Genomic DNA, 13,638 nt, shown 5'->3' on the forward strand with positions numbered 1-13,638 from the left:
CGGATCCGCTCCTACATCTCCACCGTCCGCAAACACGGCATCAACCCCCTCACCGCCCTACGCGACCTCTTCGCCGGACGGCCATGGATGCTGCCCACAACCAGCGGAAACCCCTAAACAGTTACGAACCATCGGGCGCCGTTCCTCGGCGCCGCCGCGCTCAGCCCGGCCAAGTGCCCGTGAAACGCCGGGCGGCCACGGCGCCCGAGCGGTCGACCGCGGCCTTGACCACGGCGAAGATCGCACCCTGGATGGCGGCGGCGATGAGGATCTGCCGCCAGGTCCGGTCCTCGTCCGTGGCGTCGGGGGCGTCTCCCTCGCCTTCGACGAGCTTCCAGATCTGCCGGAACACGGCGCCCGCGATCATGCCGCCGGCGGCGCCCAGGGCCAGCCCGACCGGCTTGTAGGCGAGGGTGGCCGCCTTCATCGCAGGTGCCCCCGGTCACGGCGGTGCCCCCGGCCGTGGCGCATGAGCAGGAGGGCCATCGGGGCCATCCCTCCGACTGCGAGCAGTGACGTCGTCGGGTCGGCGGGCGCCGCGGGCGTGCGCTCGGACTGCCCGCGGGGCGTCGCCGGTGTGGGGGTGCCGAAATCGGTTCGGCGGTCGTTCGTCATCGGTGGACCTTCTCCTTGATCTCGGCCGGATCGGCCTTGACTCTGTCGATGGTCGACACTCCGTCGATGGTCGAGCAGGGCGATGGTCTACTCGGGAACGGGGGCCGGATCCTGCGATCCGCCACGCCCTTCCGGTGGCGATCAGCCGGGGAATTGACAGCCGGAGCGGGAAGAACACACAGCGGCGGCTTTTCCTGTCGGCGGTCTTTTCTCGAAGGAAGCACCCATCGTCGTGATGACGCGCCTACCCGACAAACGACCGGGCATCCACCCGGGGGCGGAGAATCCGACCCGGGAATCGAATCAACCCGGTGGCGAATGGGACTCTTTGCGGACACGGACGGTGACGAAGACGAGGTGAGCGTGGGTCGCGCCCCTCACTCTCGGCCCGAAATCATCGGTCCGGGGCGGATCCGGATACGGCTGCCGCAGATTTTCGTTTCCCGGGGGGAGCGGGTGTCTGGCGGACGGTCTCGGGTTCCTCGTCCGGGGCATTTCCGGTTCCCCGTACCAGGGCTTCCATGCACGAGAAGCCCTTGCGGCGTCGGTGAATCAGGTCACGTCCAAAAGCTTGCGGGCAGCCGGAATTGGCCGGTGTCGGACACCTCGCGTGATGGCCTGGAGTTCCGGAGGGGACCGTCTGGTCTCCCTACAAATGATGTGCGCCGCGCTGATGAGAACGTTTCGGATCGTTTGATCGGCCTGTTGTCCGTCCGGGGTGAGAACCTCGGCGCCGAGTGGGCGGACAAGGTAACCAATTCGCTGGGTGGGCGGGTGAGTCGCGCGGAGGTCCAGCGCGAACTCCAGGAGCTGTACGCCGCGCTGGTGGCCGCGCTGGGCAGCGGCAGTCTGGACGGGCGCGGCGAGGCCTTCGGTGAGGTCCGCGCCCTGCTCACGGAGTTGTCGCGGACCCGGGCCCCGGCAGGGGTTCAGTCCCACCGAGACCGCCGTCGGCGTGTTCGCGCTCAAGGAAGCGCTGGAGCCGGATCGCGCAGACGATCGGGGCCCTGGGCATCGACTTCGGTGACATCGTCACCAAGGCCACCCTCGCCGACGCCCTGCGGCACGCGCTGCGCCGCTCCGGCGTCTCCTTCTCGCGTACGGCGCCGCGGGCCGGTGGCCGGTGAGCGAGCAGGTTCCGGTCCTGCGGATCGGACAAGTGCTGTTGGTGTCCATCCAGACCGATCTGGACGACCAGGCGGTGATGCTGCTTCAGGACGATCTCGCCGCCGCGGTGGTGGAGTCCGGCGCGCACGGGGTGGTCATCGACATCACCGCCGTGGAGATCGTCGAGGGGCATGTGGTCAGGCGGCGCGGGCCTCCCGGATCGGGGCGCCCGCGCGGTGGAGGCTGGCCAGGGTCTGCCGGTAGGACTCGATCAGGCCGGTCTCCAGGTAGCCGACACCGAGTTCCTGGCAGTGGCTGCGCACGATGGCCTGGGCCCTGCGCAGGTGCGGGCTGGGCATGCTGGGGAAGAGGTGGTGCTCGATCTGGTAGTTCAGGCCGCCGAGGACGATGTCGGTGAACAGGCCGCCGCGCACGTCGCGCGAGGTCAACACCTGGCGGCGCAGGAAGTCGGGCCGGTCCATCCCCCGCAGGGTCGGCATCCCCTTGTGGTTCGGGGCGAAGATGGAACCGAGGTAGACGCCGAAGAGGCACTGGTGGACGAGCAGGAACACGATCGCCTTGCCGGGCGGAAGCACCAGGAACAGTGCGCCGAGATAGGCCGCGATGTGGCCGATGAGGAGGGCGCCCTCCCAGGCCCGGTTCCTGAGGGACTTGTCGGCGAGCGACCGGAGGCCGGACACGTGCAGGTTGAACCCTTCCAGCGTGAGCAGCGGGAAGAACAGGAAAGCCTGGGAGCGGCCCAGGAGCCGCGGCAGTCCCTTCGATGCGCGCGCCTGGTCCGGTGTCCAGACGAGGATGTCCGGATCGAGATCGGGGTCGAGGTCCTCGTGGTTCGGGTTGGCGTGGTGCCGGGTGTGCTTGTCCTGCCACCAGCCGTACCCCATGCCGATACCGAGGTTCCCGGCGAGGCGCCCGGACAGTTCACCGGCCTTGCGCAGGCGGAAGACCTGCCGGTGGGCGACGTCGTGCGCCAGGAGGGCGACCTGCCCGAACACGAAGGCGAGGAAGGCGGCGACGGCGAGTGTCCACCAACTGTCGCCGATCCACACGAACGCCACCCATCCCAAGCCGTAGAGGCCGGTCACCGTGGCGATGCGGAGTGTGTAGTAGCCGGGTCGTCGGGCCATCAGTCCGGCGGCCTGGATCTTTCGGGAGAGCCGGGCGAAGTCGCTCCCCGTCTCTCCGGGTGCGGGCGCCCCCGGCGCGGGCGGAGGACGCACCGTCTGATGCGAATTCATGATCACAAGTCACTTTCCGTTGTCCGTCGGTGCCGAAACCGGCGCACCGGCGGCTCTGACCACTGCGCCTACCCGCATTCCCGGGGTTGACGTGCGGTTTCCCGCACGGAAAGCGACGCCCGGGATCCCCCTGCATTCCCCGGGGGGTCTCCCGGGGAATGGAGGGGGTCAGCGGCCCTCGAAGTCGAGGGCGTCGGCCAGCGCGGCTTCCCGTTCCGTCACGTCCCCGACGCTCCCGGCGATCACCGCGTACCGCCAGGAGCGGCCGTCGGGCGGAGCGTCCGCGTAGAGGACCACGCCCTCGCCGCTCGCCGGGTCGAAGGCGAGTCGGTGTTCCCGCAGCCGGTCGAGGGCTCCGTCGAAGCCGAGGGGGCGCCGCGTCCGCCCGGTGGCCACCGACCAGGCCGGACGGGTGACGGGCGATGCCGCCGTCAGGCGGGTGACCATGGCGTGCGGGGTGGTGGTGGCCGTACGGCGGATGTTGCTCTCGCTCGCGTACGCCTCCCCGTCCGCGTTCACCAGGGCATCGACTCCGAACGGTCCGGCGTAGCCGTGGTCGGCCAGATGGCGGCCCAGGGCCGTCCCCCACTTCTCCAGCTCTTCGGCCGAGTGCGCCGAGGACGGCGGCAACGGGGAGAGGTAGCCCGTGAAGGATCCGTCGGCGGTCCGCATCGCACCGCTGAACAGGGCCTGTGTCCCGGATGCGGTGGTCTCCAGCTGGATGCTCACCGACTCGACCACGTCGAGGCACTCCTCCACGACCCACGTGCCCTCGGGACCGCCGACGGTGTCCAGCTCCAGGGCCGCCCCGCCCCGCAGGTCCGCGCGGGAGACGAACCTCAGCCCGTGACCTCCCGCGGACCGGTCGGGCTTGACCACGACACGTTCGTGGCTCTCCAAGAGCTCGCGGGCCACGCCCTCCGTCTCGTGGCGCCGGCACACCCGCCCCGCCGGCAGCCGCATCCCGAGGTGCTCGGCCGCCTCGCGGAAGCCCGCCTTCGTGTTGAGCAGCATGGTCGTCTTCAGTGCGGCCGCCGCGGCGTCGACCGTCGGGTAGGGGTGCACCGCGAGGCCGAGGTCCCGGGCGAACGCGATCGCCGACCCGTCGAGCGCCGTCGGCAGCAGCGCCGCCCCGCGGTCACCGGCGAGAGCCCGGACGTGCTCGGCGAGCCCGGCTTCGCGCACCGCCCGCGCCAGGGGCACGGGGCCGGACGCAGGCACCTCGACGACCGTGACCGTCTCCGGGGGCACCCCCGTCAGATCGCACACGTACCGCAGGAACTCCCGACTCAGGGGGACCGGGGTGACCAGTACGTCCCCGGGCCGCAGCAGCCACGCCTTCCGCGGCGCCTGCTGTGCCCACTGCGTGAGCACCTGCCCCTCCCCGAGATCCACCGCCAGATCCGAGAGGAAGTTCGCGAAAACGACGAACGGACCCGTCTCACTCATCGCTGCTCCTCTGTCGCCTGCCTCACTGCTACCCGCACGGGCGGCTCCGAGACACGTGACCATGCCCCGTCACCCTCGCGCCCCACGGCCGGGGGCAACGGAGGGCGCCTCCACCGGGCCTCGCTCATCCCGCGCGTCCGTACGGGGTCGACGAGCGCGAGCAAGATCCCGGGCGGGCGTCCACCCCCGGTGGCGGCGCCGTGGGCCCGCCCTACCGCTGGGCCGGCACGTACCTGTAGCCCACGCGGCGCACGGTGGAGATGCGGTCCCGGTGGGCGGGGCCGAGTTTGCCGCGCAGTCGGGCGATGTGGACGTCGACGGTACGGCCGTCGCCGATGCGCCCGTAGCCCCAGATGCCCGAAAGGAGGGCATCGCGCGTGTGCACCGTGTGCGGGTGGGTCACCAGGTGGGTCAGGAGGTCGAACTCCTGGTACGTCAGGTCCAGTTCGCGCCCGTCGACCTCGACCAGTCGACGCGCCCGGTCGATCCGGAGGGCGCCGTCGGTGTGAACCCGTTCGTGACGGGGCGTCGGTTCCGACCATGGTGAGCCCCTTCGGCTGCTCGGAGTGGGGTACGGATACCGGGAGTTCGGCCACGTCAGGGCAAGGGGACGTCTGCGGTCGGTTCGACCGCGAGAGTCGGCGCGCCACACACCGGGCGACCCCGGAGCGACGGTGGGCCGGAGTCGGCCACCGGATGCGGAGGAAGGCGTGCGTGGGGCGAGAGCGAGGCGGCCGCGTCATCGGCGCGCGTCACATGAAGTGCCCTGGCGGAAAGCCCTAGAAGGGTCGGCAGGCCGCGCCGGCGACGAGGCGGAAGTCAACGTGCCTGCGGCGTACGAGCAACGGCTGCGACGGGGGCATGGCCACATCCTGAGGTGCTCGACGGGCGCGCGTCAATATTTTCCTACTGAATACATAGGGAAAGCCGATCCGGCCGCCGGAGCGGTGCGGACGCCGGACCCACCCGGACTCACCCGGCCCGACCGGCCCCCGACGCGACGCCGCCGACAGCGTCTTCCATTCCGAGACCGGGCTGTCCGCCATTCGGTCACGCCTTGCCTGGAAGGCCACTTCGGGCGAGTATCCCTAGCAATCCGATGGGAAAGGTGGGGATCTCGGTGACGTGTCGCTCGTCCATACGCCGGTGTCGCCCATACTCGCCGGGCTCGACACCCCACTCCTGACCAGCCGCCGCGGGCGACCCCCGCAAGGCCGGGGCCGCGACCGCACCGCAGGCCGCCCCGCCTGGTCTCGACCGGCTCCCACCCGCGCCCCACCCCTCGCGCGCCTCCTCATCTCTCTCCCTCACCCCTTCCTTCCCCACCGGCCGACGCCACCCGACAACGCCCCGGAGTAGCCGACATGACCCCTGCCATCCCCCATGGCACCGCCGTCCGCCCAGCGCCACGCGGCGGCGCCCGGGCCTGTCGGTGACGCCCGTGCCGATGACGCCGAGCACCCTCGACCGCACAACCGCCGCCGAGCGGCGCCGCGTACTCCTGCGCACCACCCGCGACGTGGCGGACGACCTCGCCGCGGATGCCATCGCCCGCGACCATGCGGGCAGGCCGCCGACCGACGAGGTGGCCCGACTGCGCGAGGCCGGCCTGCTCGCGGCCCTCACCCCGCCGACGCCTGAGCGCGGGAGCGACTGGCGTACAGGATGCGCCGTCATCCGGAGGATCGCCTCGGCGGACAGCTCCGTCGGGGAGGTGCTCGCCCGTCACTACGTCCACGCGTGGAGCGGACGCTTCCACGCGAGTCAACACCACGCGGACGCCCTCGAAGAGGAGTCGGTGCGGGCGCAGTGGCTGTGGTCGGGCGCGTTCCGCGGCATCGCGCCCGACGACGACACCGACGGAGAGGACCTCACACTGAGGCCGCGCGACAACGGCCACGTCCTGAACGGGTGCCGGTTCGTGGACACGGCGGCCGCCGTCGCCGACCAGATCGTGGTCGACGCCCGCTGCGCCGTGACCGGTGACGTCCTGACCGTGCTGATCCCGCCCGGCGCACGGGGCGCGACCGTCGAACCCGCCCACGACCGCCTCGGGCAGCGCGTCGTCGGCGCGGGCGAGATCATCCTCGACCGCGTCACCATCCCGCCCGGGCAGGTGCTGGGCCGCCGGCCGGACGACGAGGAGGCGACCGCACCCTTCACCGCGCTCGCCGAGCCGGCGCTCCGGCTCGCCCTGTGCCACGTCGGCCTGGGCATCGTCGAGGGCGCTCTCGGCGAGGCACGCGACCTCAGCAGGGGCGGCCGTGCGCACCGGCTCCCCGGTACGGACCCGGATCTCTTCCTGACTTATGGGGAACTCGCCTCCGCGGCCCAGACCGCCACCGCCGTGGTCGACCGGGCGACGGAGGTGATGGCGCAGGCCCTCGACGCGGGCGCGCGGCTCGACGACGAGGAGGCCGCGGGTGTCGCGGCCCTGGTCGCCACGGCCGAGACGGTGACGTCCAAGGCCGCCCTGCACATCACCACGCGGGTGCTGGAACTGGCGGACGCCCCCGGTCTGGACCGCTTCTGGCGCAACGCGCGCGTCCTGACCGCCCACCACCCTGCCGCGCACCGTCTGCGCTCCATCGGGGAGCACTACCTCAACGGTTCCCACCGCGCGGTGGCGGCGACCTTCCACTGACGGCGGGCACCCACAGGACGCGTGTCCACCACGACCCGACGTGGACACGCGTTCCGGGACGTCGCCCCGGGCATCGGCCGGGAACGTCGATCGGCGGTGTACGGGATAATGCCGGTATGCGGATCTCAGCCAGGGCGGACTACGCGGTACGTGCCGCACTCCAGCTCGCCGGCTCACAGGACGACGGGCCACTGAAGGCCGAGGCGATCGCCGAAGCCCAGGACATCCCGCACAAATTCCTCGAAGGCATCCTGAACGACATGCGCCGGGGCGGCCTCGTGCTCAGCCGGCGCGGCGGCAACGGCGGATACCGCCTGGCCAAGCCGGCCGAGTCCATCAGCATCGCCGACGTCATTCGCGTCGTGGACGGCCCGCTCGTCTCGGTGCGCGGGGTCCGCCCGCCGGACCTGTCCTACACCGGACCGGCCGAGGCGCTCCTCCCCCTGTGGATCGCACTGCGGGCCAACGTGCGCGAGGTCCTCGACGGTGTGTCGCTCGCGGACGTCGCATCGTCCCAACTGCCCGCCGACGTATCCGCGCTGGCCGGCACCCCCGAGGCCTGGACCAATCCCTGACCCTCGCTCCACCTGCGCTTTCTCGCATCGCGAGATTCCGGCGTCCAGCATGCGGTCAACCTCTTGGGGCGGGTGTTGCCGTCTGCCAATATGCCTACCAACCAGGTGGGAAAACCAGGAAACGAGGGAGGTGGCCGTGCGAACACCGCATCACGCACGCCGGATGCCTCCTCTGACCTCCCGTCGACACATCGACCTGGTCCGTACCTCCAGCGCCATCTGTCAACCCGCCTGACACCTCCCGCGGGCCCGACCCCCCGTGCGGATCAGCGCGCCGCCGGACGTGCGGTTCCGCTCGTGATCGGCCGCACGGGCCCCTCGGCCGGCCTCACCGCCCGGGCGCTCTCGCCCCCCCGTGTGCGACACGTGGGACGCACATCCGCTCCCGGGGCATCCCGCACCCGTCCGTTGCCCGATCCCTGACCGCGACCCGCCTCCGAGGCCGGGAGCGGTGCGACGCCGTGCGTGCCGACGGTGTCGCGTCGCCCGTCCCGGTCCCCCCGCACTTCCGTACCGCCGCAGTTCGTACCGCCGCAGTTCCGTACCGCCGTTGCTCCCTGAACTCGATCCTGTGAAAGGACACTTCCGTGTCTGCTGCAAGACCGCTCACCGCCCTGCGTGCCCTCGCCGTCGCCGCCGCGCTTCCGCTGCTGCTCGCCTCCTGCGGTTACGGCTCCGATGCCGAGAAGGACAAGTCCGCCGACAAGCCCGCACCCGCCGGCGCCGAGGGCAAGAAGCTCTCCGCCCCCGAGGTCCGCATCGGCTACTTCCCCAACCTGACCCACGCCACCGCCCTGGTCGGCATCCAGGAAGGCCTCATCGCCAAGGAACTCGGCGCCACCACCCTCAAGCCGCAGACCTTCAACGCCGGCCCCTCCGAAATCGAGGCCCTCAACGGCGGCTCCCTCGACATCGGCTTCGTCGGCCCCTCCCCCTCCATCAACGGCTACGTCAAGTCCAAGAGCACCAACCTGCGCATCATCTCCGGCTCCGCCTCCGGCGGCGTCAAGCTCGTCGTCAACCCCGACAAGATCAAAACCCTCGACGACCTCAAGGGCAAGAAGATCGCCACCCCCCAAAAGGGCAACACCCAGGACGTCGCCTTCCTCAACTGGATCGGCACCAAGGGCTGGAACGTCGACCCCGAATCCGGCAAGGGCGACGTCTCCGTCGTCCGCACCGACAACAAGGTCACCCCCGACGCCTACAAGCAAGGCTCCATCGACGGCGCCTGGGTCCCCGAACCCACCGCCTCCAAACTCGTCTCCGAAGGCGCCAAGGTCCTCCTCGACGAAACCGAACTCTGGCCCGACAAGAAGTTCGTCATCACCCACGTCATCGTGTCCCAGAAGTTCCTCAAGGAACACCCCGACGTCGTCGAAGCCGTCCTGAGCGGCACCGTCAAGACCAACGACTGGATCAACGCCAACCCCGACAAGGCCAAGGCCTCCGCCAACGCCGCCCTGAAAACCCTCGGCGGCAAGGCACTCGACCCCAAGGTCATCGACCCCGCCTGGCCCGGCATCCTCGTCACCGACGACCCCCTCGCGAGCACCCTCAAGACCGAATCCGACTGGGCCGTCAAGGCCAAGCTCATCCAGGAACCCGACCTCAACGGCATCTACAACCTCAAGATCCTCAACAAGGTCCTCAAAGCCGCCGGCAAGCCCGAGGTCTCCGACGCCGGCCTCGGCGCCAAGTAACCCCGCAGGGGCGAAGAGGGCGAGGGGAGGACGTGGTCGACCCCTGACCGTTCGGTCAGGGCCTCACGGACACGTCCTTCGCATCGCCCCGGTTCCACGGATCGCCGCCCGGATCGCCGCCCGGGCCTCCGTGTCGCGCGATGGGGCAGAATGTCGACATGCCCCGTGCTTCCGACACCCGCCAGAGCATCATCGACGCCGTACTGCGGATCATCGGGCAGGACGGCATCGCGGCCCTCACCAACCGGCGGATCGCCAAGGAGGCGGGTGTCTCCCTCGGTTCGGTCACCTACCATTTCGCCACCCAGCACGAGCTGTTGCGCGAAAGCCTGCTGCACTTCGTGGCCGAGGAGACCCGGCATTTCACCGAACTCGCCGACTCGTGCTCCGACGAGCGGTTCGACATCGGGCAAGCGGCCGAGGTGGTCGCACAGGTCGCGGGCGGCAACGCCTTCGACAGCCGCCACATCGCGCCCTTCGAGCTGTACGTACAGGCGGGCCGCGACGAACGGCTGCGGGCCGCGGCGGCCGAGTGCTTCGCCGCCTACGACCTCCTGGCCGCCCGGATCCTGACCCACCTCGGCGTGCCGGACCCCGAACGCCTGGCGGGCGTGGCCGTCGCCCTGGTCTTCGGGCAGCAGTTGCGCCGCCTGGCCACCGGCGCCCCGGCGGCCGACCTCGTCGACGCCCTGCTGGTCCTCACGAAGTTCACCCCGCCGCAGACCCCGTAGGCCGTGCCCCTCGCGTCGTGGACCCGAAGGGCGGCGTGCGTTCAGCGACGCGGGCCCGGGAGGGGCAAGGAGAACCAGACGGCCTTTCCCTCGGCTGTCGGGAGCGTGCCCCAGGACTCGGCGAGGGAGTCCACGAGGAGCAGGCCCCGTCCGGATTCCGCGTCCGGCGAAGCGAACCGGGCCTGCGGAAGGACGGGGCTGCCGTCGCACACCTCGACGCTGAGTTCCCGTCCCGCATGTCGCAGTCTCAGTCGGACCGGGCCACAACTGTGGTTCACCGCGTTGGAGAGCAGCTCGGACGCGAGCAGGCAGGCGGTGTCGCAGAGTTGGTCGTCCACGTTCCCCCATCGGACGAGGGTGGACCGCAGGAAGCGCCGCCCTTCGCCGACGCTGCTCGGCTGCGCGGCCAGTACCACGCTCTGCGAGGTCACCGGCAGGTCGGGGATGTGCACGAGGAGCAGGGTGACGTCGTCCGCGTTGTCGTCGGCGTCCGGCAGCATCTCGCCCAGGAGGGAGTCGGCCATCGTTTCGAGATCGTCGGTGTCGGCGAACGCCTTGGCCAAAGCCGTGGCCAGACAGTCGAGTTGTTCCTCGATGTCGCTGCCCGGCGTCTCGACGAGCCCGTCGGTGTAGAGGGCGAGTACCGAGCCGGGTTCCACGGTGTGGCGGCTCTCGTGGTGCGGGACCTCGCCGACCCCGAGCGGCACGCTGACCTCCGCGGCGAGCCGGGTCACCCGGCCGTCCGGCGCGGCCAGGAGCAGGGGCAGGTGCCCGGCCGAGCACACGGTCAGTTCCGCCGCGTCCGCGTCGACGACCAGGTAGCAGCAGGTGACGAACTGGTCCGGAAGTTCGCTCACCACCGCGTCGAGGGCGCGCATCAACTGCCAGGGCGGCATCCCGGTCTTCGCCAGCGCGTGTGACGCGGAGCGCAACTGCCCCATGACGGCCGCGGCTTCGAGCCCGCGCCCCATCACGTCGCCGATCATGACGCCCACGCGGCCGCCACCCAGGGGGATCAGGTCGAACCAGTCGCCGCCCACGCCCGCGCCCTGGCGCGCCGGGAAGTACCGGCTCGCCGTCGGCATGCCCGGTACGTCGGCGGGCGAACCCATGAGGCTGCGTTGCAGAGTGAGGGCCACGTGGCGTTGCTGTTCGTAGAGTTCGGCGAGTTTCTCCTCGGCGGCCTTGCGGTCGCTGACGTCGCGGATGGCCGCCGACACGAGGGTGCCGTTCGGGGTCTCCAGGGGACTCAGGCTGATCTCGACGGGGAACTCGCGTCCGTCCCTGCACAGGCCGTACAGCTCCAGGCCGGCGCCCATGGGTCTGACCTGGCGGTTGACGAAGTAGCCCTGCCGGAAGTCGGAGTGGTGCCCCCGGAAGCGCTCGGGTACGAGCACCTCGACGGGGCGGCCCAGGAGGTCGGCCCTGGTGTGGCCGAAGAGCGCCTCGGTCTGGGCGTTGACGAGTTGGATCGTGCCGCGGTCGTCGACGATCACCATCGCGTCGGGGGCGGCCTCCAGGAGGGCCCGGAACAGCTCTTCGGCGGCCCTGCGTTCGCTGACGTCGCGCACGGCCGCCGAGATGAGCAGGCCGTCGGTGGTCTGTAGCGGGCTGAGGCTGATCTCGACGGGGAACTCGCGCCCGTCCCTGCGCAGTCCGTACAGCTCCAGACCCGCGCCCATGGGGCGTACCTGGCGGCTGGCCGCGTATCCGAGCCGGTGCCGCGGATGGTGTCCCCTGTAGCGTTCGGGCACCAGCATGTCGATGGGCCGGCCGAGCAGCTCGTGCCGGGGGTAGCCGAACAGCGCTTCCGTCTGCGCGTTCACCAGCCGGATCATTCCGGCGTCGTCCACGATCACCATCGCGTCGGGTGCCGCCTCCAGGAGGGCCCGGAACGGCTCTTCGGTCGTCGTCGTCATGTTGCGCCTCGCACTCGCCGAACACCGAACACCACCGAAACGAACATCCGACCACGCATTCCACCGTCACTGCGCGGGTTGACCGGAACACACGCACAATTGACCGGGTGTGAGCGCCGGTCGGGGTGGTCGGCCCGGGCATCCGTGAAAGGACCCGTTCGGTGACCACTGGTCAGGAGGGCGGGGCGACCGTACGATTCGTCTGCCCGGTCGGACCGGGTGACAACTGAATCGCCGTATGACCTGGGGGAAGCCGGTGGGAATCCGGCGCTGACCTGCAACCGTGTGGGGCGCATCCGCGCCTTCTCCGAACGCGACACCACCCGCCTGGTGGCCGATCTGCGCGAGGCCCTCGCCCAGCAGGTCGCCGAGGCCCGTGTCTCCCCCTCGGTCAGCGTCATCTGTGGACCGCCCGGGCCGCCACCCGTCACCGCGGCGGCTGGGGCGATCCCGGCAAGACCTTCGCCATCGGCCTCGGTTGCGAGATCCGGCACGCCTCCCGCCTGGTGTACGCCGACGGCCTGGACCTCGACAACGCGGCCGCCGCCACGCCCATCGGCATGGGCTGCCGCCTCTGCGAACGCCTCGACTGCCCCCAGCGTGCCGTGCCGCCGCTGGGCCGGCACCTGGCCGTCGACGAGAACAGCAGCACCTTCATCCCCTACCCGGTCACGGGCGCGCCCCCGTCCGCCCGCGGCTGACGGCGGGGCTCCCGGGCATCCGGTCCAGGACCTCGCCGCACGCTGCTCGTTCGAGGAGGTCGCCCACCTCTTGGTGCGTCTGCCTCGCCGGCCCGGCCGTCCTGACGGTCTTCCGCCGCGGCGCCCGCAAGGCCCGTTTCCAGGCCCCGATCCGTTTCGACCGTCCCGCGCGGGCGGCCGAGAGCGCGTCCCCCGGGGCGACGGGCTCCCTGACGACAGGTGTGGTGCCATGGGGCACCACATGGCACTCCCACCCCCTGCGGGAGCAGGTGACGCCATGGTGGCTCAGCTCATTGCCCTGACGTTTACCCAGGTCAGAGCACTTACGCTGGGCAACACAGCCACCGAAGGCGCCAAGAGGGTTGCAAGTGGCGCCATGACGGTGCCATGATGGCGTCATGGACCTCACTCCGTATGTCGACAACCTCCGCCGCGAACTCGCGGTGGCCGCCGAGGCCGGCGGCGACGAAGCCCGCGAGCTGGCAGAGAGGCTCACCGCTCCCCTGGAGTCGGCGGCCCGGCTGACGATGCTCAACGTGCTCTCCGCCGCGGCGGACGAGATCACCCGCGAGCTCGCCCCCGGCTCGGTCGACGTACGGCTGCGCGGGCTCGACCCCGACTTCGTGGTGACACCGCCGCCCGCTTACGGCATCGGCTCCGCGGAGGCGGTCGCACCCGTGGAGCCGCTCCGGGCACCGGCTCCCGAAGACGGCGACGAGGGCGCCACCGCCCGCGTCAACCTGCGCCTGCCGGCCCACCTCAAGGCCCGTGCGGAGGAGTCCGCGAGCCGCGAGGGCCTGTCGGTCAACGCGTGGCTGGTCCGGGTGGTGTCGGCCGCCGTGGACGGCGGCGCCCTGCCCCGTACGCCGGAGAAATCCCAGACCATCGGACAGAGCTTCACGGGCTGGGTGCGCTAGCCGACATCCCGGTCCGGA

The 13,638-nt window shown here is 71.0% G+C and carries 11 protein-coding genes and 4 pseudogenes; 9 read left to right on the top strand and 6 right to left on the bottom strand.

The genetic code is table 11. The features are described 5' to 3' along the window. Window positions 1-160: 160 nt before the first annotated feature. The gene (locus OTB19_RS29915) at window positions 161-427 is read right to left on the bottom strand and encodes a DUF4235 domain-containing protein (RefSeq protein ID WP_267801706.1); all 267 of its coding nucleotides are present in this window, start codon (window positions 425-427) and stop codon (window positions 161-163) included. Then, window positions 424-615, bottom strand: coding sequence for a hypothetical protein (locus tag OTB19_RS29920; protein WP_267801707.1), 192 nt, complete (start codon window positions 613-615; stop codon window positions 424-426). Before OTB19_RS29920 ends, OTB19_RS29915 begins: the two co-directional genes overlap by 4 nt. 318 nt (window positions 616-933) lie before the next feature. Here OTB19_RS29920 and OTB19_RS29925 point away from each other — a divergent pair. Together OTB19_RS29925 and OTB19_RS43730 are read left to right on the top strand one after the other, a co-directional pair. Continuing rightward, window positions 934-1,488, top strand: a pseudogene (locus tag OTB19_RS29925) (RsbRD N-terminal domain-containing protein); the annotation flags it as partial. Window positions 1,489-1,738: 250 nt separating this feature from the next. Next, a pseudogene (locus OTB19_RS43730) lies at window positions 1,739-1,924 on the top strand (anti-anti-sigma factor); the annotation flags it as partial. Here the strand turns inward: OTB19_RS43730 and OTB19_RS29935 are convergent. From OTB19_RS29935 to OTB19_RS29945, 3 genes and pseudogenes are all read right to left on the bottom strand, one after another. Beyond that, the gene (locus OTB19_RS29935) at window positions 1,920-2,981 is read right to left on the bottom strand and encodes a fatty acid desaturase family protein (protein ID WP_267801708.1); all 1,062 of its coding nucleotides are present in this window, start codon (window positions 2,979-2,981) and stop codon (window positions 1,920-1,922) included. The pseudogene OTB19_RS43730 and the gene OTB19_RS29935 overlap by 5 nt on opposite strands. Before the next feature lie 168 nt (window positions 2,982-3,149). Further along, on the bottom strand, window positions 3,150-4,430 hold the full coding sequence (locus tag OTB19_RS29940; protein WP_267801709.1) for a peptide ligase PGM1-related protein: 1,281 nt from the start codon (window positions 4,428-4,430) through the stop codon (window positions 3,150-3,152). 211 nt (window positions 4,431-4,641) lie between these two features. Further along, window positions 4,642-4,926 (bottom strand): annotated as a pseudogene (locus OTB19_RS29945) (winged helix-turn-helix domain-containing protein); the annotation flags it as partial. Window positions 4,927-5,877: 951 nt separating this feature from the next. On the opposite strand from OTB19_RS29945, the gene OTB19_RS29950 reads away from it, so the two are divergent. From OTB19_RS29950 to OTB19_RS29965, 5 genes are all read left to right on the top strand, one after another. Beyond that, on the top strand, window positions 5,878-7,074 hold the full coding sequence (locus OTB19_RS29950) for an acyl-CoA dehydrogenase (protein WP_267801711.1): 1,197 nt from the start codon (window positions 5,878-5,880) through the stop codon (window positions 7,072-7,074). 116 nt (window positions 7,075-7,190) lie between these two features. After that, window positions 7,191-7,649 (top strand): RrF2 family transcriptional regulator, encoded by a 459-nt coding sequence (locus tag OTB19_RS29955; RefSeq protein WP_267801713.1) that lies wholly within the window; start codon window positions 7,191-7,193, stop codon window positions 7,647-7,649. A gap of 163 nt (window positions 7,650-7,812) precedes the next feature. Next, window positions 7,813-7,884 carry a putative leader peptide gene (locus OTB19_RS43735; RefSeq protein ID WP_356883799.1) on the top strand — a complete coding sequence of 24 codons (72 nt, stop codon included), beginning with the start codon at window positions 7,813-7,815 and terminating at the stop codon, window positions 7,882-7,884. A gap of 352 nt (window positions 7,885-8,236) precedes the next feature. Further along, a complete protein-coding gene (locus OTB19_RS29960; protein ID WP_267801715.1) occupies window positions 8,237-9,352 on the top strand; it encodes an aliphatic sulfonate ABC transporter substrate-binding protein in 1,116 nt (371 codons plus the stop codon). Between the two features lie 158 nt (window positions 9,353-9,510). After that, complete coding sequence (locus tag OTB19_RS29965; protein ID WP_267801717.1) at window positions 9,511-10,083, top strand: TetR/AcrR family transcriptional regulator; 573 nt, start codon at window positions 9,511-9,513, stop codon at window positions 10,081-10,083. Window positions 10,084-10,124: 41 nt separating this feature from the next. Here OTB19_RS29965 and OTB19_RS29970 read toward each other — a convergent pair whose 3' ends face one another. Then, window positions 10,125-12,002 carry a PAS domain S-box protein gene (locus OTB19_RS29970; RefSeq protein WP_267801719.1) on the bottom strand — a complete coding sequence of 626 codons (1,878 nt, stop codon included), beginning with the start codon at window positions 12,000-12,002 and terminating at the stop codon, window positions 10,125-10,127. A gap of 380 nt (window positions 12,003-12,382) precedes the next feature. Between OTB19_RS29970 and OTB19_RS29975 the strand changes: the two are divergent. After that, window positions 12,383-12,703: pseudogene (locus tag OTB19_RS29975) on the top strand (short-chain fatty acyl-CoA regulator family protein); the annotation flags it as partial. A 398-nt stretch (window positions 12,704-13,101) separates the two neighbouring features. Beyond that, window positions 13,102-13,620, top strand: a complete 519-nt coding sequence (locus tag OTB19_RS29980) for a hypothetical protein (RefSeq protein WP_267801721.1) — start codon at window positions 13,102-13,104, stop codon at window positions 13,618-13,620. Window positions 13,621-13,638: the final 18 nt, after the last annotated feature.

The sequence above is a fragment of the Streptomyces sp. H27-H5 genome, from assembly GCF_026627505.1.
Lineage (GTDB): Bacteria > Actinomycetota > Actinomycetes > Streptomycetales > Streptomycetaceae > Streptomyces.

What these genes read in the sequence shown, in the direction of transcription:
- OTB19_RS29935 (WP_267801708.1), bottom strand. Translation starts at nt 2,981, where the DNA reads ATGAATTCGCATCAGACGGTGCGTCCTCCGCCCGCGCCGGGGGCGCCC.
- OTB19_RS29965 (WP_267801717.1), top strand. Translation starts at nt 9,511, where the DNA reads ATGCCCCGTGCTTCCGACACCCGCCAGAGCATCATCGACGCCGTACTG.
- OTB19_RS29980 (WP_267801721.1), top strand. Translation starts at nt 13,102, where the DNA reads ATGGACCTCACTCCGTATGTCGACAACCTCCGCCGCGAACTCGCGGTG.
- OTB19_RS29970 (WP_267801719.1), bottom strand. Translation starts at nt 12,002, where the DNA reads ATGACGACGACGACCGAAGAGCCGTTCCGGGCCCTCCTGGAGGCGGCA.
- OTB19_RS29940 (WP_267801709.1), bottom strand. Translation starts at nt 4,430, where the DNA reads ATGAGTGAGACGGGTCCGTTCGTCGTTTTCGCGAACTTCCTCTCGGAT.
- OTB19_RS29915 (WP_267801706.1), bottom strand. Translation starts at nt 427, where the DNA reads ATGAAGGCGGCCACCCTCGCCTACAAGCCGGTCGGGCTGGCCCTGGGC.
- OTB19_RS29955 (WP_267801713.1), top strand. Translation starts at nt 7,191, where the DNA reads ATGCGGATCTCAGCCAGGGCGGACTACGCGGTACGTGCCGCACTCCAG.
- OTB19_RS29920 (WP_267801707.1), bottom strand. Translation starts at nt 615, where the DNA reads ATGACGAACGACCGCCGAACCGATTTCGGCACCCCCACACCGGCGACG.
- OTB19_RS29950 (WP_267801711.1), top strand. Translation starts at nt 5,878, where the DNA reads ATGACGCCGAGCACCCTCGACCGCACAACCGCCGCCGAGCGGCGCCGC.